Source organism: Micromonospora sp. NPDC048999, from assembly GCF_040649295.1.
Classification (GTDB): Bacteria; Actinomycetota; Actinomycetes; order Mycobacteriales; family Micromonosporaceae; genus Micromonospora.
Window position 1 is genome coordinate 122990 of sequence record NZ_JBEZFI010000014.1, and the last position, 26128, is coordinate 149117.

Genomic DNA, 26128 nt, shown 5'->3' on the forward strand with positions numbered 1-26128 from the left:
GCGCGAACGGGCGCGGCCCGGTGGTCGGTCACCCGACCACCGGGCCGCGCCGGTGTCCGTCGCCGGTCAGGCCGCCGCCGAGGTCCGCACCAGGGTACGGATCTGCCGCAGCAGCACCGACAGAGCGGAGAGGTCGGCCCGGGACTCGTCGAACTCACCCATCGCCCGGTTTGCCCGGTGGATCGAGGTGGCGTTCGCCTGCTCCCACTCCTGCACCCGGTCCACCGGCGGCACGCTATCCGGGGTGGAGCCGAGGACCTCCGCGGTGAGCGCGGCCAACGCGGCGTACAGGTCGTAGCGCAGCGCCATCCGGGCCAACGTCTGCCAGCGGTCCTCCCGCGGCAGCAGGGAGATCTTCGACAGCAGGGCGTCCACCCGGAACCGGTCGGAGAGGACGAAGTAGACCGCCGCCACCTCGTTCACGTCCCGCCCGGTCGACTGGGCGGTCTCCACCACGTCCAGCAGGCCGAAGCTGTACATCAGCCGGGTCGACTGCTCGGCCAGCTCGCGGGGCAGCCCCTTCTCGGTCAGCGACTCGATGTGGGCGACGATCGCCTCCCGCTCGCTGCCGAAGAAGAGATTTTCGAGGTCCGGCAGGAGCCGGGCCACGCCGTCCCGCAGCCGTTCGATCTCGCCCGGCACGTCGATCGGCGAACGCCGGTTGGTGACCAGCCAGCGCACGGCCCGGTCGAGCAGCCGCCGGGTGTCCAGGAAGAGGCTCGTCTGCAGCTCGGGCGAGACCTTGTTGTCCAGCGCCTCAATCGCCTGCCAGAGGTCGCGCAGCCCGAACACCTCGCGCACCACCACGTACGCCCGCAGCACGTCCGCCGCCGACGCGGCCGTCTCCTCGACGGTCCGGAAGATGAACGAGATTCCGCCCCGGTTGATCGCCTCGTTGACCAGCACGGTCGTGACGATGTCCCGGCGCAGCCGGTGGCGGCCCATCCGGTCGGCGAACCGCTCACGCAGCGGGGTGGGGAAGTAGTTGACCAGGATGTCGGTCGTCCACTTCTCGTCAGCCAGCCCCTCGCTGACGACCTCCCGCTCCAGCACGATCTTCACGTACGCCAGCAGCACCGCGAACTCCGGCGCGGTCAGCCCGGTCTCGGTCCGGACCGCGAGCTCCTCGTCCGCCGGGAGCGCCTCCAGGGCCCGATTGAGCGCCCCGGAGCGCTCCAGCTCACTGATCATCCGGCGGTGCACCGGAAGCAGTGAGGCGGCCTGCGCCTGGGCGTTGATGAGCGCCCGGGCCTGCTCGTAGTTGCTCCGCAGCACCAGCTGAGCGACCTCGTCGGTCATCTGGGCCAGCAGCTCGTCACGCTCCGGCCGGTCCAGCTCGCCATCGGCGACCGCGGTGTTGAGCAGGATCTTGATGTTCACCTCGTGGTCGGAGCAGTCCACCCCGGCCGCGTTGTCGATGAAGTCGGTGAAGATCCGGCCACCGTTCTGCGCGTACTCGATCCGGCCGAGCTGGGTCCAGCCCAGGTTGCCGCCCTCGCCCGCCACCCGGCAGCGCAGGCTCTTGCCGTCCACCCGGATGGCGTCGTTGGACTTGTCCCCGACCTCGGCGTTGGTCTGCGTCGCCCCCTTCACGTAGGTGCCGATGCCGCCGTTCCAGAACAGGTCCACCGGAGCGGTGAGGATCGCCTTCATCAGCTCCTGCGGGGAGATCTGCTCGACGTCGTCGTCCAGGCCGATCGCGGCCCGCACCTGCGGGCTGATCGAGATCGACTTGGCGGTACGCGAATACACCCCGCCGCCTTCGGAGATCAGCTCCGGGTTGTAGTCCTCCCAGGACGAGCGAGGCAGATCGAACAGCCGCTTGCGCTCCTCCCAGCCGGTGGCCGCGTCCGGGTCCGGGTCCAGGAAGATGTGCCGGTGGTCGAACGCGGCCACCAGCCGGATGTGCTTCGACAGCAGCATCCCGTTGCCGAACACGTCGCCGGACATGTCGCCGACACCGACCACGCTGAAGTCCTCGGTCTGGGTGTCGTGCCCCAGCTCCCGGAAGTGCCGCTTCACCGACTCCCAGGCGCCCCGGGCGGTGATGCCCATCTTCTTGTGGTCGTAGCCGGCCGAACCGCCGGAGGCGAACGCGTCGCCGAGCCAGAAGTCGTGCCCGGCCGAGATCTCGTTGGCGATGTCGGAGAACGTCGCGGTGCCCTTGTCCGCCGCCACCACCATGTACGGGTCGTCGCCGTCGTGCCGGACCACGTCCTCCGGCGGCACGATCTCCCCGCTGGCAATGTTGTCGGTGACGTCCAGCAGCGCGCCGACGAACTCCTGGTAGCAGGCCACCGCCTCGTCCCGGTCGCCCGGCTTCTGCTTGAGCACGAAGCCGCCCTTGGCGCCCACCGGCACGATCACGGCGTTCTTCACCATCTGCGCCTTGACCAGGCCGAGCACCTCGGTGCGGAAGTCCTCCCGCCGGTCGGACCAGCGCAGGCCGCCCCGGGCCACCGGCCCGTACCGCAGGTGCACGCCCTCGAACCGCGGCGAGTAGACGAAGATCTCGAACTTGGGCCGCGGCGCCGGCAGATCCGGGATCGCCTGCGGGTCCAGCTTGAACGCCACGAACGACTTGGGTCGCCCGCCGACCGGCTTCTGGTAGAAGCTGGTACGCAGGGTGGCCTGAATCAGCGTCAGGAACCACCGCAGGATGCGATCCTGGTCGAGGCTGGCCACCTCGTCCAGCGCCGCGCCGATCGTGGTGACCAGCTCACCGCTGCGCTGCTGCCGCTCGTCCATGGTGGTCTCGCCCGGGGCGAACCGGGTCTCGAAGAGCTCCACCAGCAGCGACGCGATCTTCGGGTACGCGATGAACGTCTGCTCCATGTACTCCTGGGAGAAGACGGTGCCCGCCTGCCGCAGGTACTTCGCGTACGCCCGGAGCACCACCACCTGCCGCCAGGTGAGCCCGGCCCGCAGCACCAGCTCGTTGAAGCCGTCCACCTCGGCCTCGCCCCGCCAGGCGGCGGCGAAGGCGTTCTCCGCGTGCGGGCGGACCTCGGCCAGGTCCTGGTGCGCCTCGGGCAGCTGCAGCCCGAAGTCGTACAGCCAGATCCGGCCGTCGACCCGCTCCACCTCGTACGGGTGCTCGTCGACGACCTTCACGCCGAGCGAGTGCAGCACCGGCAGCACCGCGGAGAGCATCATCGGCTCGCCGTACCGGTAGACCTTGAACCGGACGTCCATGGCCTCGTCGGCGTCCCGGTCGCCGGCCAGTCGCGGCGCCAGCTGCTTGCGGAACAGGTGCATCTCCAGCTGGCCGGGCTCCTCCAGCAGCTCCAGCTTGGCCAGGTCCTTCATCGCCTCGTACGGCGTGTGCCCGTCCTTGTAGCCCTCCGGGAACGCGTCGGCGTAGCGGACGAACAGGTGCTTGGCCTGCTCGTCGCCGAGCTTGCGCTCAAGCACCAGCCGGTAGTCGTCGTCCCAGAGCCGGGTGGCGTCGGCCAGCTCCTCGGCGAGCAGGTCGGCGTCGATCTCCCCGGGCGGGTTGGTCGGGTCGGTCCGAACGGTGAAGTGCACCCGGGCGAGCATCGACTCGGTGACCCGGGTGGTGTAGTCGACCCCGACGCCGTTCAGCTCGCGTAGCAGGATGTCCTGCATGCGCAGCCGGTTCTGTGTGGTGAACCGGTCCCGGGGCAGGTAGATCAGGCAGGAGATGAACCGCCCGTACCCGTCCCGGCGCAGGAACACCCGCAGCTGCCGACGGCCGGCCATCCGCAGCACGCCGACCGCCGCGTGGTAGAGGTCGTCGGTCTTGATCTGGAACAGCTCGTCGCGCGGGTAGGTCTCCAGGATCTGCAGCAGGTCCTTGCCGGAGTGGCTGCGCAGGCTCAGCCCGGAGCGGTCCAGCACCTCGGCGACCTTGCGGCGGACCACCGGCAGCTCCTGCACGCTGGTCCGATAGGCCGCGGTGGAGAACAGGCCCAGGAAGCGCCGCTCACCGACCACCTCGCCGGCCTCATTGAAGATCTTGAAGCCGATGTAGTCGAGGTAGGCCGAGCGGTGCACGGTGGCCCGCGAGTTGGCCTTGGTGATGATCAGCAGGCGCTTCTCCAGCACCTTCTCGTGCGCCTCGGGGGTCATCGAGGAGAGCGCCCGGGACTCCGGCGAGTCCGAGCGCAGAATGCCCAGCCCGGTGCCGAGCACGGCTTCGAGGGCCTGGCCGCCGTCCGCGCCGTCGGTGTCGACGAGGCGGTACTCGCGGTAGCCGAGGAAGGTGAAGTGGTCGTGCGCCAACCAGCGCAGCAGCTCCACCGAGTCGGTGATGTCCTTCTCCGGCACCGGCGGCCGGCTGTCCGAGGTCCGCGCGGCGGCCAGCTCGTCGGCCAGGGCAAGGGCCCGCTGGCGCATCTTCGGCCAGTCCTCGACGGCCTCCCGGACGTCGGTGAGCACCCGCTGCAGCTCCTTGCGAAGCTTCTCCCGCTCGGCCGGGTCACGCACCGGGTCGATCTCGATGTGCATCCAGCTCTCGACCAGGTCACCGGCAACCGCGTCGTCCGGCTCCACGTCGGCGGAGACCTCGGTCAGCCGGCCCAGCGGCTCCCGCCGCACCACCACCAGCGGGTGCACCAGCAGGTGCACGTCGAGGTGATAGGTGTTGAGCAGCGCGGTCACCGAGTCGACCAGGAACGGCATGTCGTCCGTCACGATCTCGATGACCGTGTGGTGCTGGTCCGCGTCCGGCTCGTGGATCCGCAGCTTCAACTCACCGGGTACGCGCTGCTGGGCCAGGTCCCGGTGCGCCCGGGCGGCGTCGAGCATCTCCTCGGCGGTGAAGCCGATCAGCTCCTCATCCGGCGCGAACCGCCAGAATCGGCCCACCAGGGTGGCCGCGTCCTGGTCTTCCCCGGCCAACGCGACGGCCTGGGCCACCAGGCGCTCCGCGTTGGGTACCGGCTCGTCCAGCTCGGCATCCTCCGATTCGTCGGCCAGTGCCTGCGCGGGCAGGCCCAGCTCGTGCAGCGTGTCGATGCTGGAACCGGTCATCCCGGTCACTCCTGTGTCGAGACGGCCGAAACCGTCCCCGTCGGTCGCCGTGTCGAAGCTGTCATTTTCCCGGCCGGTGTGAACCTGCCGGAGGTCGGGTCCCGGTTTAGTCGCCGGACGCCGGTCCATCGGTGCCACTCCCCTCGACCCACCGCGTTGTGGGTCACTCTCCCGCCCAGCCTAGGCCCTGCCGTTCTGACCGTTCGTCGGCGGATCACTGGCCGGACGTCCGGTTCGGGACTCTGTCCTTTCACCCGTTGCGGATCCGTGGTCAACCGGTTGCCGAGTACCCCGGCTCGCGATGTTCATCACACTGCCTCGGCCCGGCTTTCCGCACCTCAGGGCGCTGGCGGGGCAATGGGAACGCGCCCGGACCACTAGGGTGCGGGGCAGTTCGTACCGGAGGGACTGCTTCATGCCTGGGTCGTACCCCGTTCGCCGCCGCCGCTTTCCTCGCCCGCTCCTCGCGGCGCTGGCCGCCACCGCGTTGGCGGCGGGCGCGTTGACCGGCTGCTCCGCCGAGGACGGGCCGGCACGCACCGTGGACGCGTTCCTTGCCGGTTGGCGCTCCGGCGACCTGCACGCGGTCGGCTTCATCGACCCGGCCGGCACCCGCATCCCGGCCGCCGAGGTGGCGAAGGAGATCAAGTCGCTTTCCGGCGAGCTGGCCGCCACCCCGCCGGAGCTGCACCGCAAGAAGGGCGACCCGACGATCACCGCCGACACCGCGACCGCCCTGGTCGCGGTGGATTGGACGCTGCCGGGCCAGACCCACTGGGTCTACGACCTGTCGGTACGCCTCAAGCGCGGCGGCGACGACGACCAGTGGCAGGTGATCTGGGAGCCCGCCGTGGTGCAGGAGAACCTGGAGAAGGGCGACCGCCTCGCGCTGCGCCGCGATACCGCGCCGCGAGCCACCGTGCTGGACGGCGCGGGCGACCCGATCGTCGCGCCCCGCCCGGTGGTCCGGGTGGGTGTGCAACCCAGCGAGGTCACCGACGTCAAGGTGCTGGTCCGGCAGCTCGACGCCGCGTTCAAGGCGATCCGGCCCGCCCTCGTGCCGCCGGTCGACGTCGGCGACCTGCCCAAGCGCGTCGCCGAGGCCGACCCGGGCGCGTTCGTCGAGGTGGTGACGCTGCGCGACGAGGCGTACCGCCAGATCAAGCCCCGGATCTACGACCTGCCCGGCACCCGGTTCCAGGCCGACAAGCTGGACCTGGCGCCGACCCGGGAGTTCGCTCGGGCCCTGCTCGGCTCGGTCGACCCCGCCCAGGCCGACGACCTCAAGAACCACCCCGACACGTACGTCGCCGGTGACCTGGTCGGCCACGGCGGCCTACAGGGCCGGTACGACGACCGGCTGCGTGGGGCCCCCGGCCTGACGGTGATCGTCGAACGCGTCGGGCCGGACGGCACCAGCGAGCCCACCGGCACGGAGGTGTTCCGCCACGAGCCCAAGGCCGGCCAGCCGGTGAAGACCACCCTCGACGTGGCCACCCAGAACGCCGCCGACGCGGCGCTGCGCGGCCAGGCCCGGCGGTCCGCCCTGGTGGCCGTACGGATCAGCGACGGCGCGGTGCTGGCCGCCGCCAACGGCCCCGGCCCGGCCGGCGAGAACCTCGCCTTCACCGCCCAGGTGCCGCCCGGCTCGACGTTCAAGATGGTCAGCGCGCTCGCCCTGCTCGACGCCGGGGCGGTCACCCCGGACGCGACGGTCGACTGCCCGAAGACCGCTGAGGTGGACGGCCGCTCGTTCAAGAACTCCAACGACTTCGAGCTGGGGTCGGTCCCGTTCACCACCGACTTCGCGAAGTCCTGCAACACCGCCTTCGTCGCGCTGGCACCGAAGCTCGGGCCGGACGGCCTCGCCGCCACCGGCCGTACCCTCGGCCTGGAGGCGAAGTGGGACGTGGGCGCGGAGGCCTTCCCCGGCTCGGTCTCCGCCAACGGCTCGGCCACCGAGCAGGCCGCCGCCGCGATCGGCCAGGGCACCACCGTGGTCAGCCCGCTGGCCATGGCCGGGGCCACCGCCGCCGTGGCCCGGGGCCGCTGGGAGCAGCCGAAGTTGCTGCTCGACCCGGCTCCGCAGCAGCCGGCCCCGGCCGGCCCGGCGCTGAAGCCCGAGTCCGTGGCGGCGCTGAAGACGATGATGCGGGCCGTGGTCACCAGCGGCACGGCCAGCGCGTTGAAGGGCGTCCCCGGCGAGCCGGTGTACGGCAAGACCGGCACCGCCGAGTACGACAACAACCCGGCGCACACCCACGCCTGGTTCGTCGGCTGGCAGGGCGACGTGGCGTTCGCGGTCTTCGTGGAGCAGGGCGGGTCGAGCACGGCCAGCGCGGTGCCGATCGCCGACCGTTTCCTGCGCGCCCTCACCCCCCGCTGACCCGGAGGCCAACGATCATCCGGTTGGCCCGGTCGGCGCGGGCCCGAGGGGCTCCACGGCGACGGCGGGCCCGGGCGGAGCTGGGGGAGCCGCCGGGGGCGGCGGGGCCGGACGCCTCGCGGGGCGGCCGCTGCCACGCCGGGGTGCCGGCGTGGCGGACCGCAGCCGGGGCGGCGGCGCGCTCGGTGCCGTGACCGGGGCCAGGCCGGACACCACGGTGTTCACGATCTCGGCGGCGTACGTCCCGTCCGAGTCGTAGTCGGGGTCGAAGACGGTCAACTCCACACCGAGACAGTGCGGGGTGTCCACCAGACCGGCGAGCAGGATCTCCATCTCGGCGAAGGCGATCCCGCCCGGGTCGGGCGCGTCCACCGCGGGCATCACCGCCGGGTCGAGCACGTCCACGTCAACGTGCACCCAGTAGCCGGCGCAGTCCGCCAACTGCTCGTGCGCCCACTGGGCGGTGCGGGCCGCGCCCTCGGCACGCAGGGCCGGCACCGGCCGGTTGATGATCCCCGCAGCCTGCAGGTCGAGCCGGTACTCGTCCTGCGCCCGGATGCCGAGCACCACCACGTCGATGTCCCGGAAGTAGGGGCGCCGCCCCTCGATGGCCGCCAGGTCCGCCTGCCCCCGGCCCGTGACCAGGGCCAGGTCCTCCCCTGCCGCCGCGCCCACGTAGGAGGCGTTGCCGGGGTGCCGGAAGTCGGAGTGGCCGTCGACGAAGACCAGCCCGATCCGGCCGTCGATCGCCTCGCCGAGCCGGTGCATGGCCAGCGCCGAGCCGAGCAGCACCGAGCAGTCCCCGCCGAGCACCAGCGGAAACTCGCCCCGGTCGATGATCGCGCCGATCCGGTCGGCCAGCGCCAACGAGTACGCGGAGATCTCCCGGGCGTGGCAGACCCCGTCGCCGGGGCGCCAGTCGCCGGGGTCGTACCGGGGCGGGGTGAGGCAGCCGGCGTCGCGGGCCCGCAACCGGGCCAGCAGGCCCTGGTCGCGTAGCGCGCCGGGTGCCTTGGCGCAGCCCGGGACCGAGGTGGCGGTGGGCGGGCGCAGGCCGAGGTTGGTCGGCGCGTCGAGGACGGCGATCCGGCGCATCATGGGCTCCCGTCCTCGTTGGTCGGGCGGGCCGGCCGGTACGCCGGCCCGCGCTGGCGTGCTACGTACTTAGAACAGGGCGCTGGCCAGGGCCCGGCGGGCCGCCGCCACAGCGGGGTCCTCCGGCCCGGCGATGGCGAAGAGGCCGACCAGGTGCTGGCGTACCTTGTCCCGGTCGTCGCCGGCGGTCCGGCGGACCAGCCCGACCAGACGCTGGTAGGCCTGCTCGGCCATGCCGCTGAGCACCTCGATGTCGGCGGCCAGCAACTGCGCGTCGACGTCGTCGGGTGCGGTCGCCGCGGCGGTCAGCGCCGCCTGCGGGTCGGCGCCGGCCACCCGGCGGGCCAGCCCGACCTGGGCCAGCCCCGCCTCCGCCGCCGCGTCCGTCGGCGACTCGGCGAGGATCTTCCGGTACGCCCGCTCGGCCGCGTCCAGGTCGCCGCTCATCAGGGCGTCGTCGGCCTCGTCGAGGCGCGGGTCCTCGGGCGCGGCGACACTGACCCCGCCGGCCTTCAGCACGGCCTGGATCCACTGGCGCAGCTGGGCCTCCGGCACCACCCCGGAGAAGGCGTCGATCGGCTGCCCGCCGACGACCGCGTAGACCATCGGAATGCCCTGCACCCGGAACATCTGGGCGATCCGCGGGTTGGCGTCGACGTCCACCTTGGCGAGCACCCATGCGCCGCCGCCCTCCACCGCCAGCCGTTCCAGCACCGGGGAGAGCTGCTTGCAGGGCTCGCACCACTCGGCCCAGAAGTCCACGATCACCGGGGTGGTCAGCGAGCGTTCGAGGACCTCGGACTGGAAGGTGGCCTCAGTCACGTCGATGACGCTGATCGCGCCGACCGCGCCGCCGGGCGCACCGGCGGGGGGACCGGCCTTGGCCGGGGCAGGGGTGGGTGCGGGGCTGCGCAGCGCGCTGAGGTCGACCGCGCCGCGGGTGAAGATCGACGAGGTGATCCGTGGGTCGCTCATGGTTATCTAGTCTCGCACGTGTCGCACGGAACTCAGATCAGCCGCGACGCCGACAGTTGCACCTGTCACGCCAGGTGCTGATCCCAGCCGTCCTCGGCGCCACGGGTCCGGTTACCGGCCCACGGTCCGCAGTGGACTGGTCAGCCAGCCAGTTGGGCCAGCAGCTCGGCGGCGGCCGCGTACGGGTCGATCGCGCCCTCGGCCACCTTGGCGGCGAGCGCCGGCAGTTGCGTACCGTCGCGCAGCGAGCCGATCCGGTTTCGGAGGACGCCGAGCGCGATCGCCTCGATCTCGGCGGCGGCCCGCGCCTCCCGGCGGCGGCGCAGCTCGCCGCGCCGCTCCAGCCAGTCCCGGTGCTTGTCGATCGCGGCGGCGATGTCGTCGATCCCTTCGCCGCGCGCGGCGACGGCCCGGACCACCTGCGGCCGCCACTCCCCCGGCCCGCGCTCGCCCAACGCGATCATGCCCTGGATGTCCCGGATCGTGGCGTCGGCGCCGTCCCGGTCGGCCTTGTTGACCACGAACACGTCGGCGATCTCCAGAATGCCGGCCTTGACCGCCTGGATGGCGTCGCCCATGCCCGGGGCGAGCAGCACCAGCGTGGTATCGGCCAGCGAGGCCACCTCGACCTCGGCCTGCCCGACGCCGACGGTCTCCACCAGCACCACGTCACAGCCGGCGCCCTCCAGCACCCGTACCGCCTGCGGCGTCGCGGCGGAAAGCCCGCCGAGGTGCCCACGGCTGGACATCGAGCGGATGTAGACGCCGGGGTCGACGGCGTGGTCCTGCATCCGGACCCGGTCGCCGAGGATCGCCCCGCCGGTGAACGGGCTGGACGGGTCGATCGCCAGCACGCCGACCCGACGGCCGCCGGCCCGCAGCGCCCGGACCAGCTCGTTGGTGGTGGTCGACTTGCCCACCCCGGGCGAGCCGGTCAGCCCGACCACCTGGGCGTGCCCGGCGTACGGCGCGAGGGCCGCCGCGACCTGCGGCAGCACCTCGTCGCCGGACTCGACCAGGGTGATCAGCCGGGCCACCGCCCGGGGGTCGCCCGCGCGGGCGCGCTCCACCAGCATCGGTACGTCCCGGCTGCGGCGCACCGATCCGGTGGTCGTGGCCGGGCCGTGCTCGATGGTCACTGCGCCATTTTCGTTCGCGACTGCGGGGCTCGCAAACCCGGCTCACTCCTCGCGCTCACCCACACGGTCAGCTCTCGCCACCGGTGGGGACGTGGATGATCAACGCGTCGCCCTGACCGCCGCCGCCGCAGAGGGCGGCCGCGCCGGTGCCGCCGCCCCGCCGCTTCAGCTCCAGCGCCAGGGTGAGCACCAGCCGTGCGCCGGACATGCCGATCGGGTGGCCGAGCGCGATGGCGCCGCCGTTGACGTTGACCTTGTCCGGGCTGACGCCCAGATCGCGGGTGGACTGGATGCCGACCGCCGCGAACGCCTCGTTGATCTCGATGAGGTCGAGGTCGGCGACGCCCAGGCCGGCCTTCTTCAGCGCGTGGTTGATGGCGTTGGACGGCTGCGAGTGCAGGGAGTTGTCCGGCCCGGCCACGTTGCCGTGCGCGCCGATCTCGGCCAGCCAGGTCAGCCCCAGCTCCTTGGCCTTGGCCTTGCTCATGACCACCACGGCGGCGGCGCCGTCGGAGATCGGCGAGGCGCTGCCGGCGGTGATGGTGCCGTCCTTGGCGAAAGACGGGCGCAGCTTGGCCAGCGACTCGACCGTGGTGTCCGGGCGGATGCCCTCGTCCTCGCTGATCGTCAGCGGGTCGCCCTTGCGCTGCGGGATGATCACGGGGGTGATCTCGTCGGCGAAGTGGCCGTTCTTCTGCGCGGCGGCGGCCCGCTGGTGGCTGGCGGCCGCGAAGGCGTCCTGCTCCACGCGGGTGATGCCGTGCTTCGCCCCGTGCCGCTCGGTCGACTCGCCCATCGAACAGCAGTCCCAGGCATCGGTGAGGCCGTCCAGGGCCATGTGGTCCTTGATCGTGACGTCGCCGTACTTGTAGCCGGAGCGCTGGCCGAGCAGCAGGTGCGGCGCGTTGGTCATCGACTCCATGCCGCCGGCCACCACGATGTCGAACTCGCCGGCCCGGATGAGCTGGTCGGCCAGGGCGATCGCGTCCAGGCCGGAGAGGCAGACCTTGTTGATGGTCAGCGCCGGGGTGGACATCGGAATGCCCGCCTCGACGGCCGCCTGGCGGGCCGGGATCTGCCCGGCGCCGGCCTGGAGCACCTGGCCCATGATCACGTATTGCACCTGATCCGGAGTGACGCCGGCGCGCTCCAGCGCCGCCTTGATCGCGATGCCGCCGAGCTTGGTCGCCGGGAGATCCTTGAGGTTGCCCAGCAGGCGCCCCATCGGGGTCCGCGCGCCGCTGACGATCACCGAAGCCATGCCTGCCTCCGAGGGGGGGGTGCCGACCTGTACGCCTTAACGAATGTTCGGTCAGACTAGCGCCATGGCTGAGAACCACTCCGTCGAGCCCGCTGCCGACTACGTCACAGAAATCGGCCTGCTCCGCATCGACCACGTCGGGATCGCCGTGGCCGACCTGGACGCCGCGATCGACTTCTACCAGCGCACCTTCGGGATGCGCTGCGTGCACACCGAGACCAACGACGAGCAGGGGGTACGCGAGGCGATGCTGGCCGTCGGGCCGACCACCGACGGCGGCTGCCTGCAGTTGCTCGCCCCGATCTCGCCGGAGTCGACGATCGCGAAGTTCCTGGACCGCAAGGGGCCGGGGCTGCAGCAGGTCGCGTACACGGTGGCCGACATCGACGCGGCCTGCGCGGCGCTGCGTGAACGGGGCGTACGGCTGCTCTACGAGGCCCCGAAGCGAGGCACCGCCGGCTCCCGGATCAACTTCGTGCACCCGAAGGACGCTGGCGGCGTCCTGGTCGAGCTGGTCGAACCCGCCGACAGGTAAGGCGGGGCGATGTCAGCCACCCCTGCCCGGGCGGGTGCGGGTGGCGATGAACGGGAGGTCACCGTGCAGGACATTCTCGAAGCGATCATGGCGGCCGAGGGCTCCGCACGGCCGGAGCGGGAACTCGCCGGCCTCGCCGGCCTGCCGGTGCCACCGAGCTACCGGGGCGTGGTCGTCCGCGCCGAGGACACCCGGATGTTCGACGGCACGGCCACCCGGGACAGGGACCCGCGCAGGGCGCTGCACCTGCAGGAGGTGCCCACCCCCGAACTCGGCCCGGGTGAGGCGCTGATCGCGGTGCTGGCCAGCGCGATCAACTACAACACGGTCTGGACCAGCATCTTCGAGCCGCTGCCCACCTTCAAGTTCCTCCAGCGCTACGGCCGGGTCTCCGAGCTGGCCCGCCGGCACGACCTGCCGTACCACGTGGTGGGCTCGGACGCGGCCGGCGTGGTGCTGCGGTCCGGGCCCGGCGTGACCCGGTGGAAGGCCGGCGATGAGGTGGTCGCGCACTGCCTCTCGGTGGAGCTGGAGGACGCCGCGGGCCACGACGACACCATGCTCGACCCGCAGCAGCGGATCTGGGGCTTCGAGACCAACTTCGGCGGCCTGGCCGAGCTGGCCGTGGTCAAGGCCAACCAGCTCATGCCGAAGCCGCGCCACCTGACCTGGGAGGAGGCGGCCAGCCCGGGGCTGGTCAACTCCACCGCGTACCGGCAGCTCGTGTCCCACCACGGGGCGAACATGAAGCAGGGTGACGTGGTGTTGATCTGGGGCGCCTCCGGCGGCCTGGGCAGCTACGCCACCCAGCTGGCGATCAACGGCGGCGCGACCCCGGTCTGTGTGGTCTCCTCGCCGGAGAAGGCCGAGCTGTGCCGGAGGATGGGCGCCGAGCTGGTCATCGACCGGTCCAAGGCCACCGGCGAAGGCTACGAGTTCTGGCGTGACGAGGAGACCCAGAACCCGGACGAGTGGCGCCGCTTCGGCGAACGGATCCGCGAGCTGACCGGCGGCGAGGACCCGGACATCGTCTTCGAGCACCCCGGCCGGGAGACCTTCGGCGCCAGCGTCTACGTCGCCAAGCGTGGCGGCACCATCGTCACCTGCGCCTCCACCAGCGGCTACCAGCACCAGTACGACAACCGCTATCTCTGGATGCACCTCAAGCGCATCGTCGGCAGCCACTTCGCCAACTACCACGAGGCCTGGCAGGCCAACCGACTCATCGCGCTCGGCAAGGTCCACCCGACCGTGTCGAGGACCTACCCCCTGGAGCAGACCGGCCAGGCCGCGTACGAGGTGCACCGCAACGCGCACCAGGGCAAGGTCGGGGTGCGCTGTCTCGCTCCGACCGACGGTCTCGGCGTCCGGGACACCGAGCTGCGCGCCCGGCACGAGACCGCGATCAACCGCTTCCGCGGCCACTGATCTGGCTCGATTCCTGAGAACGGATCGCGGGGTGGCCGCCCACGGCATTTCCCGGCCGTTCCGCGTCCGGCCCGACGCGCCCGCGACCTGCCAAGATCGCCATCCGGTCCGGCTACCGCCCCGAGCCGGAAGATGACCATGTAAAGAGGACGCGAAAGCTCCGTACCGGCTCTTGCGAAGCACCCTGGGGCGTCTGCCAGTATGTCCCAATGCCCCAGCAGCAGTCCTCCCCTCTCGCGTTCTTCGATAACGCGAACTCCCAGCCAGATTTCACCGTCGGCCTACGCGGATACAACACCAATCAGGTCGACGACTTCATCGGCCGGCTGAGCGCCGCGCTGAGCCAGTCCGAGCAGGCTCGGGCCGAGGCCGAACAGCGGATGAACGACGCCCAGCGTCGCCTCCGCCAGGCCGAGCAGCGCCAGGGCGCGCTGGAGCAGAAGCTCACCGACACCAACAAGCAGCTCGAGGAGAACAGCCGGCCGACCCTCTCCGGCCTGGGCACCCGCGTCGAGCAGATCCTCCGGCTGGCCGAGGAACAGGCCAACGACCACCGCAACGAGGCCAAGCGCGAGTCGGAAGGCATCCTCTCCGCCGCCCGGCTGGAGGCGCGGGAGATCACCGACAAGGCGCGTGCCGAGGCGGCCGCGATGAAGGCCACCGCCGAGCGGGAGGCCGGCAGCGTCCGTACCGCCGCCGAGCGGGAGGCCGCCGAGGTCCGGGTGCAGGCCCGCCGTGAGGCGGACACCCTGCGCGCCGACGCCGACCGGGAGACCAAGCAGCTGCGTACGGTCACCGCGCACGAGGTGGCCGAGCTGAAGTCCACCGTCGAGCGGGAGGTCGCCACGCTCCGGGCCACCGCCGAGCGGGAGATCACCCAGCAGCGGGCGAAGGCGGCCCGGGAGGCCGAGGAGAAGCGCGCCGAGGCGACCAAGCTGCTCACCGACGCCCGTGACAAGCGCGACAAGGACCTCCAGGCCCTGGAGCTTCAGCTCGCCGAGCGGCGGGAGAAGGCCGAGCGCGAGGAGTCGGAGCGGCACGCCGCCCAGGTCGCGCAGACCCAGAAGCTGGTCAGCGAGGCCGAGCTGCGGGCGCGGACGGCCCACGAGCGGGCCAAGGAGATCGAGCAGCGGGCCGAGGCGCGCCGGGTCGAGTCCGAGCGCACCGCCAACGAGACCGTCGACAAGGCCAAGGCGCTGGCCGACAAGACGATGAACGAGGCGAAGTCCGAGGCGCAGCGCCTGCTCAACGAGGCCCGCACCGAGGCGGAGCTGACCACCCAGGCGGCCCGCCGCGAGGTCGAGGACCTCACCCGGCAGAAGGAAGCCGTCACCTCCCAGCTCGGGCAGATGCTCTCCGGTCTCGCCGGCATCGTGCCCGGTGTGCCGGCGGGCGGCAACAAGCCGGAGGCGGCCAAGGCCGACGGCGACGAGGGAAAGGTCACCGCCGAGTCGGCGAAGTAAAAAACACCCGCGATGGGGCATAAGCCACGGCGCGGGGTGACACCGGGTGATCGGTGCACCCCGCGCCGTCAGGCTTTCCCGCCCCATTTCAACCCCTGAGTGAAGCCGGTCCCATCAGGGGCGTCCGTATCGCCCCAGGAGAGCCGGATGCGTGTGAGGATGGGGGCATGTCGCACGGCGAGGAACTGTTCGCTCTCGGCGGGGATGTGACCACGGAGCCAAGCTTCGAGTCCGCTCTGCGGGGATACGAGAAACGACAGGTCGACCGGTACGTCGCTCGCGCGGAGCACGAGATCGCGGCGTTGGCCGCCGAGCGGGAGCAGGCGTACACCCAGATCCACAAGCTGGCCGGCCAGGTGGAGGTGCTGCAACGCGACCTCGCCCAGGTGCGCAAGCAGATCGGCGTGGTGGACCGGGCCTCGTTCCGGCATCTCGGTCCCCGGGTCGAGCAGATCCTCACCATGGCCGAGGAGCAGGCGGACGACATCCTCGTCGCCGCCAACGAGGAGATCGAGGCCCGCCGCGCGGCCGCCGAGCACATCATCGAAGAGGCCCGGGAGCAGTCCGCCCAGGCTCTCAAGGATTTCGAGATCGCCCTCGCGGCCCGCCGGGCCGAGGAAGAGCGGCACACGACCGCCCGCAAGGCCGCGGCGGACGAGGCCCTCAAGGCCGCCAAGGACGAGGCCGAGAAGCTGCGTCGAGACGCCCATGAGGCGCTGACCAAGGCCACGCAGGAGGCCACCCAACTCCGGGACACCGCCAAGGAGATTCACACCCGCGCCCAGCAGGAGGCCACCCGGCTGCGGGAGACGGCCAAGGAGGCGCTGGCCACGGCCCAGCAGGAGGCGACTCAGCTCCGCGAGGCGGCCAAGGAGGTGCACGCGAAGGCCCAGCAGGAGGCCAAGCGCCTGACCGAGGCCGCCACCGAGGCCGGCCGGGCCACCCACGCCAAGGCCCACGCCGAGGCCAAGAAGATCGTCGACGACGCGGAGGAGGCGGCGAAGGCGACCCGGGGCCGGGCCCGGACCGAGGCGAGCCGACTCACCACCGAGGCCACGGAGGCCGGCAAGCGCAACCGGGCCGAGGTCGAGGCGTACGTCAAGCAGACGCGGAGCGAGACCGAGGCATACGTCCAGCAGACGCGGAGCGAGACCCAGGCGTACGTCAAGCAGACGCGGAGCGAGACCGAGGCGTACGTCCAGCAGACCCGCGCCCAGACGCAGCAGGAGCTGGGCGCGTGGCGGGCCGGGGTGGAGAAGGAGGTCAACGCCCGGCGGGAGGCGGCCAACAAGGAGTTCGTTCAACGCCGCGCCGCCGCCGAGCAGGAGTACGCCAAGCACCGCGACGAGCTCGACAAGCAGCACAAGAAGCGGCATGACGAGCTGGAGAAGGCGTACATCGCCCGGCGGAACGAGATCGAGCAGGGCGCCACCGCGATCCGGCAGGCGGCCGAGCAGGACGCGCTCACCATGGGTCGGAGGGCGGAGGAGGAAGCAGCCGAGCTGCTGCGCCGCGCCGAGGTGGAAGCCACCGACAAGCGCCGCAAGGCCGACGAGCATGTCGCCGCGTCCCGCCGCCAGTTCGAGGAGTACGCGGCCACCACCCAGCAGCACCTGGCCACGACCCAGCAGCACCTCGCCGCCACCCAGCAGGAGGTGGCCGCCGGCCGGCAGCAGCTCGCCCAGGTGATGCTGGAGATCGCCAATGCCCAGCAGGAGCTGGCCGACCTGCGGACCGAGACCTGGAAGTCCCGCCAGGAGTCCGACGACGTCCAGCGTCAACTGGCCGAGCTGCGGCTTTCGGCGGGCAGCAGCTCGCCGGGGCTCGCCGCCACTCCGGTCGACCCGGATCGGCTGTCCGCCATGCCTGGCGGCGACGCTGGTTCGGCGCCCGCAGCCGGCAAGCCGGCGCCGGTGACCGCGAAGGACACCAGCATGGTCTCCCCCACCGGTGGCGAGCCGACCCCGGCCGCGGCCAAGGAGCCGGCAGGTGCCAAGGAGCCTGCCGGCACCAAGCAGCCGGCAGGTGCCACGGCTGCGGCCACCGAGCCCGCGACCGAGGCCGCTGGTGCGCGGCCGGTCGGCGAGCCGGTGACCACCGTGGACGGGGGCACCGCCACCGCCGGCGTGGACGGCGAGCCGACCGTGGCCGCGGTGCCGGGCGAGGGTGGCCGGGGCGCCACCCCCACGAAGATCACCAGTACCGGCGAGAACGGCAAGCGCCCGACCAAGCCGACCACCGACGAGCGCAGCGCCAAACCCAGCACGGTCACCGTCGACAAGGAGTGACCAGCGCCCTGCGCCGGCGTGACCGGAAAGAGGCCGCCGCCGCCCGCCGGATCAGCCCGCTCGGCGCTGCTGCGGGCCCGGCACCGGGGTGTCGGCGAAGGCGGCCACCGTCCGGTCGGCGTACGCGCTGACGTCGCCGGTCTCCATCGGGCCGGCCCAGGTGGTGGGCAACGGCACCGGCACGGCCGGGTTGACCCGCCGGACGATCTCGTCGAGCACGGTCTCCGCGTCACCGACCCACAGGTGCTTGGCGCCGGGCACCCCGACCACCTCGGCCTGCGGCACGGCCGCGAAGCGCTGCCGGGCCTCGTCCGGGCGCAGGTAGTCGTCGAACTCGGGCACCAGGGCGGTGAGCGGCTTGCCCGACTCCGCCCAGCCGGTCAGGTCCTCCGGCGCGGAGAAGCGCAGCGGCGGGGAGAGCAGGATGGCACCGGCCACCGCCGGGTCGCAGCCGTACTTGAGCGCCAGGTCGGTGCCGAACGACCAGCCGACCAGCCAGATGTTCGGCAGCTCCTGGAACTCGGCGTACTCGATGGCGGCGGCGACGTCGAAGCGCTCGCCGACCGCGCCGTCGAAGGCGCCCTCGCTGGTGCCCCGGACGCTGCTGGTGCCTCGGGTGTTGAACCGGAGCACGGCCAGATCGGCCAGCGCTGGCAACCGCCAGGCCGCCTTGCGGAACACGTGGCTGTCCATCATCCCGCCGTGGGTGGGCAGCGGGTGCAGGCAGACCAGGGTGCCGGCCGGTGCCCGGTCCAGCGGCCGGGCCAGCTCACCGACCAGCGTCAGGCCGTCGGCGGTCTGCAGTTCGATGTCCTCCCGGTGACCGGGCAGGATCGACGACGCACGGATCGGTGTGCTCACCGTCCCAGTCTCGCGCGCCGCCGCCCGCGCCGCCTGCCGGGGCGCGAACAGGGTGATCCAGATCGCTCAGCCGTGGCGTGGGGCGCCACGCCCGCGCTGGAGGTTCGGCGCGCGCCGGTCCCGGGCCCGCCAGCAGCCGCTGTGCCAGTGGCGCCGGTCGGTAAGGTCGCCCCGGTCGTCGGCCGGCCAGGCCACCAGGTGCGGCACCCCCGGGCGAATCTCCTGGTCGCAGCCCGGGCAGCGGTACGTCTTGATCGACGCTCCGCCGCTGATCCCGCGTACCTGCCAGTCGCCGTCACGCCACTGCTGGACCGTGGGCACGCCCTGCCGTACCCGGTCGGAGTCCAGGGACGTGGTCTCGTCCCGGCGGGGACGGTTGCGGCGGGGGCTCACGGTCACCAAGCGTACGGGCCGTCGGCCGGACCGGCCCGCGACGGGCGGCCCGGCCGACGGCCCTCGATCAGTCCCAGGTTTCCGGGTCGCTCAGGTCCTTCGGCACCTGCGCCCCGGCCAGCACTGTCGTCGCGTCCGCCTCCGTGAAGCTCACATAGCCCTTGGCGGGATCGATCCCTGGCCAAAGCCAACCGAAGGCAGCGACGAGATGTGCCTTTGGAATGTCGAGCAGCTCCAGCGTCGCACCGTCCGGGGAGAGGTAGGCGGGGCGACCATCCACCGTCCGGTTGCCGTCGCTGCGGCTGCCCGCGATCTGCGCCCCGTACATCAGGCGCACATACATGGCCGCCGACTCCCCGCGACCGATGGTGTACTGCGCTCTGAGCCCGTTCGGAACGGCGGAGACATCGACGTCGCAGTCGGTCAGTGTCGCGTCCTTGGGCAGGGTGGTCAGCCGCAGCGGCGCTTCGCACCGTCGTGCCTCGTCCCAGCGGAGGACGTCGACGGCCCTTTCCAGGGCGGCCCGGTCCCCGACCAGCATGGTTACCCGGGCGTAGACGCCGGGGACGGGTTGCCAGCCCTTGGCCAGGCCGCCGGTCGTGCCCAGCGGCTGGACGCCGCCGTCGAAGGCCAGCGGGGGGACCGTGATCCGCTGGCTCCCGGGGCCATCGATCGCCGCGTCGTTGAGCCGCTGCGCGGATCGGCTCACCTCGACGACGACCGGCTGCCCGCCGCCGACGCTGAACCGGATCGACTCGGTCTGCGTCCAACCGTAGATATTCCAGCCCAGGTAGCGGGCCCGGCTGGTGTCGAGGCCCAGGTGCAGTACCCGCGGGTCGCCGCCCACCAGGTCGGGCCGCTGGGCGGCGCCGGGCACCCCGTCGGCCCGGGGCGGCACCGGCGGCGCGACGGTCGGCGTGGTGGCGATCCACGGCAGCCGGCCGGGCAGGCCGGTGAAGTCCGTCCCGGTCACCCCGACGAGGCCGAGGATCCCGGCCAGGGTGAGGGCGGTGCCCGTCGCGGCCCGGCGGCGCAGTTGGCGGCGGCGGCCCTGGGCTCGCGAGACCCGCAGCAGCCGACGGGTGTCGATCTCCCCCTCGGCGCGCTCCCGCAGCACCGAGGCGATCCGCTGGTCGAGGTCGGTCACGGCCGGCTCCCGTTGGTCGTCGGGGCGCCGCAGCGCTCCCGCAGGTGGGTGAGCGCCCGCATCGCGTGGGTACGGACGGTGACCGGCGAGCAGTCGAGAATCTGGGCAATCGTGGCGTCGTCCAGGTCCTCGTAGTAGCGCAGCACCAGCACGGCGCGCTGACGGTCGGGCAGCGCCCGGATCAGCCGCCACATCTCGTCCCGGTCGGCCGCCTCGTCGCTGAGGTCGTCGCGGTCGGCCCGCTCGACGAAGGTGTCCACGGCCAACTCCCGGCTGGACCGCCGGCGCCACCACGAGTGGTTGGCGTTGACCAGCATCCGCCGCACGTACACGTCGGGCCGGTCGGCGCCGGCGATCTTCCGCCAGTGCACGTACGCGCGCGCCAGGACGTCCTGGGTCAGATCCTCGGCGCGGTGCTCGTCGCCGGTCAGCAGCCGGGCCAGGCGCAGCAGGGCCGGGCCCCGGGTGCCGACGTACTCCTCGAAGGTCACACCTTCAAGACGCCGTCACCGGCGCGCGGCGTTGACCCGGATCAGCGGTGCGTGTGGTCGCGGAAGCCACGACCACTCTTGTAGCCGAGGTAGCCGGCCGTGACCAGGTGCTCCAGCAGCGGCGCGGGGGCGAAACCGGGCTCACGCAGCTCCAGGTAGAGCTCCCGCTGGATGGCCAGCGCCGCGTCCAGGCCGACCACGTCGAGCAGCTCGAACGGGCCCATCGGGTAGCCGCAGCCGAGCTTCATCGCGTGGTCGATGTCGTCGGCGGTCGAGTAGCTGGCCTCCAGCATCTTCACCGCGTCGTTCAGGTACGGGAAGAGCAGCGCGTTGACGATGAAGCCGGACCGGTCGCCGCAGACCACGCCGGTCTTGCCCAGCTCGGCGCAGACCGCGCGGGCGGTGGCGGTGGTCTCCGCCGAGGTGCGGATGGTCCGCACGATCTCCACCAGCGGCATGACCGGCGCCGGGTTGAAGAAGTGCAGGCCGATCACGTCGGCGGGTCGCTGGGTGGCCATGGCCAGGTCGATCACCGGCAGCGAGGAGGTGGTGGTGGCGAGCACCACGCCCGGCTTGCAGATCTCGTCGAGGCTGGCGAACAGGGCCTTCTTGACGCTCAGCTCCTCGACCACCGCCTCGACCACCAGGTCGACGTCGGCGAGGTGCTCCAGGCTGGCCGACCAGGTGATCCGACCGAGCACGGCGTCCCGATCGGCCTCGCTGAGCTTGCCCCGGACCACGCCCTTGTTCAGCGAGGTCTTGACCGCCTCGCGGACCTTGGCGGACTTCTCCGCACCGCGGGTCACCGAGACGACCTCGTACCCGGCCCTGGCGAAGACCTCGATGATGCCGGTGGCCATGGTCCCGGAGCCGACAATGCCGATCTTGGCGATGGCCCGAGCGCCGTCGACGAGCGCGGCCTCAGTCGCCACCGGCGTCTGCTCGTCCGGTACGACCTTCGGCGAGCCCGGCCGCTCGTAGGTGTAGAAGCCCCGGCCGGACTTACGGCCGAGCAGCCCGGCGGTGACCATCTGCTTGATCAGCGGCACCGGGGCGTGCCGGCGGTCCCGGCCGCCGCGCCGGTACATGGTGTCCAGGATCTCGTACGCGGTGTCCAGGCCGATCAGGTCCATCAGCGCGAGCGGGCCCATCGGCAGGCCGCAGCCGAGCTTCATCGCGGCGTCGATGTCCTCACGGCTGGCGTACCGCGCCTCGAGCATGCCCACGGCGTTGTTGAGGTAGCCGAAGAGCAGCGCGTTGGCGATGAAGCCCGCCCGGTCGTTGATGGTGACGTCGACCTTGCCGAGCCGCGCGCAGAGCGCCTCCACGTCGGCCACCACGTCGGCGGAGGTGACCACCGTGCGGACCACCTCGACCAGCTTCATCACCGGGGCCGGGTTGAAGAAATGGATGCCGATGACCTGGTTGGGCCGGGTGGTGGCGACGGAGATCTCGGTGACGCTCAGCGAGGAGGTGTTGGTGGCCAGGATCGCCTCGGGCTTGCAGACCCGGTCCAGCTCGGCGAAGAGCCGCTGCTTCAGGTCCAGGCGCTCGGGGACGGCCTCGATCACCAGGTCCACCGCGTGCAGCGCGGCCAGCCCGACCTGGAAGTTCACCCGGCCGAGCAGAGCGTCCCGGTCGGCCTCGGCGAGCTTGCCCTTGGCCACCGCCCGATCGGTCGAGCCGGTGAGGTTGGCGCGGCCGCGCTCCAGGGCGGCTTCGGAGATCTCCACGGCCACCACGTCGACGCCGTTACGGGCGAACACCTCGACGATGCCGGCACCCATGGTGCCCAGACCCACCACGCCCACACTGGTGAACTCGCGCGCCACGAGCGGCCTCCCCTGGTCAGCTCCACCGCCCTCGCTGAACGGCGGCTAGGATTCTGCGCCGGAGTCTGCCACGTGACGCTGTGTTGTCGAGACGCCGTGGGATATTTCACGACGTCCGTCACTCCCCGTCCCGCGCGTGGCCGGCCCAGGGGCGGCGTGCCCTCAGCCGCGGGCCTCGACCGGCAGCGGCAGGACGCCGCCGGGCGGCTCGACGGGCCCGCGCGGCACCGCCGAAACGGGCAGCGGCAGGGTGGGCCGGTGGTCCCGGCGCGGCATGGTGAAGATCATCCCGACCGGGTCGGTCCGGGCCACCCCCGGATCGAAGTAGCGCAGGTCGGTTCGGCCAAGCCGGACCACGTCCCCATCGGTCAGCTGGATGCTGTCGGTGAGGCGCTGGTCGTTGAGCCAGGTGCCGTTGGTCGAGCCGAGATCTGTCAGGCACACCCCGTCGGCGGTCAACTGGACCGTGGCGTGCCGCCGGCTCACGTGCGGATCGGCCAGCACAATGTCGGCGGTCGGCGCGCGGCCGATCAGTTGCGAGTCACGGCCGATCCGGAAGCTAAGCCCCCGCATCGCCCCGCCCGACACCGTCAGCAGCGGCATCAGCTCCGGATGCTCCTCCATCGGCAGTCACCCTCCACCCAGCGTCGCCTCGCCCCGGCGTCAGCCTGCCACCTCACCGTGACCGGCGTCACCACCGCCCGGTCACCCTCGCGGCCCCGGCCGGTCAACTTCCGTTCGCCGTTTCGGGGGCGCCGGCGGTTCGATCGCTGGCCACCTCCGCCGAAACCGAGGGCTCGGCGACGGGCTCGACCCACGTCGACCTACCGACCAGTAACGTTCGGGTCTAGACTTCGGCCATGACGGCTGTGCATGTCCCGGGCGCCCCACTCATCGAGGACGGTCGACTGGCTTCCACCAGTCCGGCGAGCGGCGGAGCGGTCGGGCGGGTCCCGGTGGCGACCGAGGCGGCCGTGCGGGCCGCGGTCGAGCGGGCCCGCACCGCGGGCGACTGGTGGGCCGGGCTCGGCTTCACCGGCCGACGGGAGAGGCTGCTGCGCTGGCGGAGCCGGATCGCCCACCGGATGGAGGAACTGGCCGAGCTGGCGCACGCCGAGGGCGGCAAACCGGTCGGCGACGCCGTGGTGGAGATCCTGACCGCGCTGGAGCACATCGACTGGGCCGCTCGCAACGCCCGGCGGGTGCTCGGGCCGCGCCGGGTCCGCTCCCGACTGATCCTCGCCGAGTTCACCGGCCATCTCGAATACCAGCCGTACGGGGTGATCGGTGTGATCGGCCCGTGGAACTACCCCGTCTTCACCCCGATCGGCTCCGCTGCCTACGCCCTCGCGGCCGGTAACGCGGTGGTGTTCAAGCCCAGCGAATACACCCCGGTCGTCGGTCAGTGGCTGGTGGACCGCTTCGCCGAGGTGGTGCCGGAGCAGCCGGTCCTCACCACCGTGCACGGCCTCGGCGACGTGGGCGCGGCCCTGTGCCGCTCCGGCGTGGCCAAGGTGGCCTTCACCGGCTCGACCGCCACCGCGAAGAAGGTGATGGCCGCCTGCGCCGAGTCGCTCACGCCGGTGCTGCTGGAGGCCGGTGGCAAGGACGCGATGATCGTGGACGCCGACGCCGACCTGGACGCCGCCGCCGAGGCGTGCGTCTGGGGGGCGTTGACCAACGCCGGGCAGACCTGCATCGGCATCGAGCGGGTCTACGCGGTCGACCAGGTCTTCGACGCCTTCGTCGACAGGGTGGTCACAAAGGCCGGCCGGCTCACCGTCGGCCCGGACGGTGCCGACATCGGGCCGATCACCATGCCATCCCAGCTCGACGTCATCCGCCGGCACATCGACGACGCCGTCGCACGCGGCGGCCGGGCGGTGCTCGGCGGGCCCGACGCGGTCCAGCCGCCGTACGTCCACCCGACCGTGCTGGTGGACGTTCCGGAGGACTCGGCCGCCGTCCGCGAGGAGACCTTCGGCCCGACGCTCACCGTCACCCGGGTACGCGACGTCGACGAGGCGGTCGAGCGGACCAACGCCCTCCCGTACGGCCTCGGCGGCGCGGTCTTCGGACGGAAGCGGGCCGTGGCGGTCGCGCGGCGGCTGCGCTCCGGGATGGCCTCGGTCAACTCGACGCTCACCTTCGCCGGCATGTCGACCCTCCCCTTCGGCGGGGTCGGCGACTCCGGCTTCGGCCGCGTCCACGGCGAGGACGGGCTGCGCGAGTTCGGCCGGGCCAAGGCCGTCACCCGCCGCCGGGCCCGGTCGCTGCTGCCGTCGATGACGTTCGAGCGGACCCCGGGGGACGTCGCCCGCCTGGTCAAGGTCGCGAAGCTGTTGTACGGCCGGGGCCGTTGACGGTCGGCGGACCCGGGATCAGAACAGGGTCAGCTCGTCGCGCTCGATGCCGCGCAGCTTGTCGTAGTCGACCACCACGCAGCGGATGCCCCGGTCGGTGGCAAGCACCCGGGCCTGCGGCTTGATCTCCTGTGCGGCGAAGACGCCGGCGACCGGGGCCAGCAGCGGATCGCGGTTCATCAGTTCCAGGTAGCGGGTGAGCTGCTCCACGCCGTCGATCTCGCCACGCCGCTTCACCTCGACCGCGACCGCACCCTGGTTGGCGTCCCGGCAGAGCAGGTCGACCGGGCCGATCGCGGTCATGTACTCCCGCCGGACCAGCGTGAACCCCTCACCCAGGGTCTCCGGGTTGGCGGCCAGCAACTCCTGCAGGTGCGCCTCGACGCCGTCCTTGCGCAGGCCCGGGTCGACACCCAGCTCGTACGAGGTGTCCTGGAAGATCTCCTCCAGGGTGATCCGCAGTTCCTCCCCGGCCTTGTTGACCACCCGCCACACGCCGGGGGCCTCCTCCAGGCGACACGGCGGGCTCATCCAGTTCAACGGCTTGTACGCCCGGTCGTCCGCGTGGATCGACACCGAGCCGTCCGCCTTCACCATGAGCAACCGAGTGGCCAGCGGCAGGTGCGCCGAGAGCCGTCCGACGTAGTCCACCGAGCACTTCGCAATCACCAACCGCACCCGACGAGGGTAGCGGAGCGGCCGATGCTCGCCGGCGCGCGCCACTGGTGTACCAATGCGATATTGAGATCGTGCTCGAAGTCCTCACCGGTTCCGGTCTCGCCGCGTCGGCCGGTCTGAACGCCTACATCCCGTTGCTGCTCATGGGTCTGCTGGCGCGCTACACCGACCTGGTCGACCTGCCCAGCGCCTGGCAGTGGCTCGGCAACGGCTGGATCATCCTGATTCTCGCGGCGCTGCTCGCCATCGAGGTGGTCGCCGACAAGGTGCCGGTCGTCGACCACGTCAACGACGTAGTGCAGACGGTGATCCGGCCGACCGCCGGCGGGCTGGCCTTCGGCGCCGGCTCCAGTTCACAGACGGTCACCGTGAGCGACCCGGACAGCTTCTTCTCCTCGCACCAGTGGATCCCGGTCGCGGTCGGCGTGCTGATCGCGCTCGGCGTGCACCTGCTCAAGGCGGCGGCCCGCCCGCTCGTGAACGTGACCACCGCCGGCTTCGGCGCACCGGTCGCCAGCACCGCCGAAGACGCGACGAGCGTGATCATGTCGGCGGTGGCGATCCTGCTGCCGGTGCTGGTGCTGGTGTTCCTGATCGGTTTCGTCGCGGTCCTGTTCTGGTTCCTGCGGCGGCGCGGGGAACGGCGGCGGGAGCTTCAGGCGGCTCGGGCTGCGGGGTTCCGGGTTTGATCGCTCTTGAGGGGTGGTTGCTCTTGTGAGTGGTTGCTCTTGGGGGCTGGGGGCGAGGGTGACCGGCTCCGGGCGGTCAGGCTTGATCCCTGCGCCGGTCACCCTCGCC

Annotated in this window: 19 protein-coding genes; 7 read left to right on the forward strand and 12 right to left on the reverse strand. The window is 72.0% G+C overall.

Features of this window, described 5'->3' with window-relative positions:
• Positions 1-66 precede the first annotated feature (66 nt).
• On the reverse strand, positions 67-5124 hold the full coding sequence (locus AB0C02_RS17540; RefSeq protein ID WP_357549184.1) for an NAD-glutamate dehydrogenase: 5058 nt from the start codon (positions 5122-5124) through the stop codon (positions 67-69).
• A 286-nt stretch (positions 5125-5410) separates the two neighbouring features.
• Between AB0C02_RS17540 and AB0C02_RS17545 the strand changes: the two genes are divergently transcribed.
• Positions 5411-7381: a penicillin-binding transpeptidase domain-containing protein gene (locus AB0C02_RS17545; protein WP_357549185.1), complete on the forward strand. Its 1971-nt coding sequence runs from the start codon at positions 5411-5413 to the stop codon at positions 7379-7381.
• Positions 7382-7396: 15 nt separating this feature from the next.
• Here the strand turns inward: AB0C02_RS17545 and AB0C02_RS17550 are convergent, their stop codons facing one another.
• The 4 genes from AB0C02_RS17550 to AB0C02_RS17565 all read right to left on the reverse strand — a co-directional run bounded on the left by AB0C02_RS17550 (position 7397) and on the right by AB0C02_RS17565 (position 11851).
• A complete protein-coding gene (locus tag AB0C02_RS17550; RefSeq protein ID WP_357549186.1) occupies positions 7397-8479 on the reverse strand; it encodes an arginase family protein in 1083 nt (360 codons plus the stop codon).
• Positions 8480-8545: 66 nt separating this feature from the next.
• On the reverse strand, positions 8546-9451 hold the full coding sequence (locus AB0C02_RS17555) for a tetratricopeptide repeat protein (protein WP_357549187.1): 906 nt from the start codon (positions 9449-9451) through the stop codon (positions 8546-8548).
• A 140-nt stretch (positions 9452-9591) separates the two neighbouring features.
• Positions 9592-10527, reverse strand: coding sequence for a methylmalonyl Co-A mutase-associated GTPase MeaB (gene meaB / locus AB0C02_RS17560; protein WP_357549212.1), 936 nt, complete (start codon positions 10525-10527; stop codon positions 9592-9594).
• 130 nt (positions 10528-10657) lie between these two features.
• On the reverse strand, positions 10658-11851 hold the full coding sequence (locus tag AB0C02_RS17565; RefSeq protein WP_357549188.1) for an acetyl-CoA C-acetyltransferase: 1194 nt from the start codon (positions 11849-11851) through the stop codon (positions 10658-10660).
• 64 nt (positions 11852-11915) lie between these two features.
• Between AB0C02_RS17565 and mce the strand changes: the two genes are divergently transcribed.
• The 4 genes from mce to AB0C02_RS17585 all read left to right on the forward strand — a co-directional run bounded on the left by mce (position 11916) and on the right by AB0C02_RS17585 (position 17565).
• Positions 11916-12386: a methylmalonyl-CoA epimerase gene (gene mce, locus AB0C02_RS17570; RefSeq protein WP_357549189.1), complete on the forward strand. Its 471-nt coding sequence runs from the start codon at positions 11916-11918 to the stop codon at positions 12384-12386.
• A gap of 63 nt (positions 12387-12449) precedes the next feature.
• Positions 12450-13814, forward strand: a complete 1365-nt coding sequence (gene ccrA / locus AB0C02_RS17575) for a crotonyl-CoA carboxylase/reductase (protein ID WP_357549213.1) — start codon at positions 12450-12452, stop codon at positions 13812-13814.
• A gap of 209 nt (positions 13815-14023) precedes the next feature.
• Complete coding sequence (locus tag AB0C02_RS17580; protein ID WP_357549190.1) at positions 14024-15277, forward strand: DivIVA domain-containing protein; 1254 nt, start codon at positions 14024-14026, stop codon at positions 15275-15277.
• A gap of 167 nt (positions 15278-15444) precedes the next feature.
• Positions 15445-17565 carry a hypothetical protein gene (locus tag AB0C02_RS17585; RefSeq protein WP_357549191.1) on the forward strand — a complete coding sequence of 707 codons (2121 nt, stop codon included), beginning with the start codon at positions 15445-15447 and terminating at the stop codon, positions 17563-17565.
• Positions 17566-17616: 51 nt separating this feature from the next.
• Here the strand turns inward: AB0C02_RS17585 and AB0C02_RS17590 are convergent, their stop codons facing one another.
• The 6 genes from AB0C02_RS17590 to AB0C02_RS17615 form a co-directional block, all read right to left on the reverse strand.
• Positions 17617-18426, reverse strand: a complete 810-nt coding sequence (locus AB0C02_RS17590) for an alpha/beta hydrolase (protein ID WP_357549192.1) — start codon at positions 18424-18426, stop codon at positions 17617-17619.
• Between the two features lie 66 nt (positions 18427-18492).
• Positions 18493-18819, reverse strand: a complete 327-nt coding sequence (locus tag AB0C02_RS17595) for a hypothetical protein (RefSeq protein ID WP_357549193.1) — start codon at positions 18817-18819, stop codon at positions 18493-18495.
• Between the two features lie 67 nt (positions 18820-18886).
• Entirely contained in the window at positions 18887-19966 is a 1080-nt protein-coding gene (locus tag AB0C02_RS17600) for a hypothetical protein (protein ID WP_357549194.1), read from the reverse strand.
• Positions 19963-20457 carry a SigE family RNA polymerase sigma factor gene (locus AB0C02_RS17605; protein ID WP_357549195.1) on the reverse strand — a complete coding sequence of 165 codons (495 nt, stop codon included), beginning with the start codon at positions 20455-20457 and terminating at the stop codon, positions 19963-19965. Before AB0C02_RS17605 ends, AB0C02_RS17600 begins: the two co-directional genes overlap by 4 nt.
• 41 nt (positions 20458-20498) lie before the next feature.
• Positions 20499-22289 carry a 3-hydroxybutyryl-CoA dehydrogenase gene (locus AB0C02_RS17610; protein WP_357549196.1) on the reverse strand — a complete coding sequence of 597 codons (1791 nt, stop codon included), beginning with the start codon at positions 22287-22289 and terminating at the stop codon, positions 20499-20501.
• A 162-nt stretch (positions 22290-22451) separates the two neighbouring features.
• Positions 22452-22913, reverse strand: a complete 462-nt coding sequence (locus tag AB0C02_RS17615; protein WP_357549197.1) for an FHA domain-containing protein — start codon at positions 22911-22913, stop codon at positions 22452-22454.
• Between the two features lie 236 nt (positions 22914-23149).
• Between AB0C02_RS17615 and AB0C02_RS17620 the strand changes: the two genes are divergently transcribed.
• The gene (locus AB0C02_RS17620) at positions 23150-24652 is read left to right on the forward strand and encodes an aldehyde dehydrogenase family protein (RefSeq protein WP_357549198.1); all 1503 of its coding nucleotides are present in this window, start codon (positions 23150-23152) and stop codon (positions 24650-24652) included.
• An 18-nt stretch (positions 24653-24670) separates the two neighbouring features.
• Here AB0C02_RS17620 and nucS read toward each other — a convergent pair whose 3' ends face one another.
• Complete coding sequence (gene nucS / locus AB0C02_RS17625; RefSeq protein WP_091269785.1) at positions 24671-25330, reverse strand: endonuclease NucS; 660 nt, start codon at positions 25328-25330, stop codon at positions 24671-24673.
• A gap of 71 nt (positions 25331-25401) precedes the next feature.
• Here nucS and AB0C02_RS17630 point away from each other — a divergent pair, with 71 nt between their 5' ends.
• The gene (locus tag AB0C02_RS17630) at positions 25402-26019 is read left to right on the forward strand and encodes a DUF4126 domain-containing protein (protein ID WP_357549199.1); all 618 of its coding nucleotides are present in this window, start codon (positions 25402-25404) and stop codon (positions 26017-26019) included.
• Positions 26020-26128 lie beyond the last annotated feature (109 nt).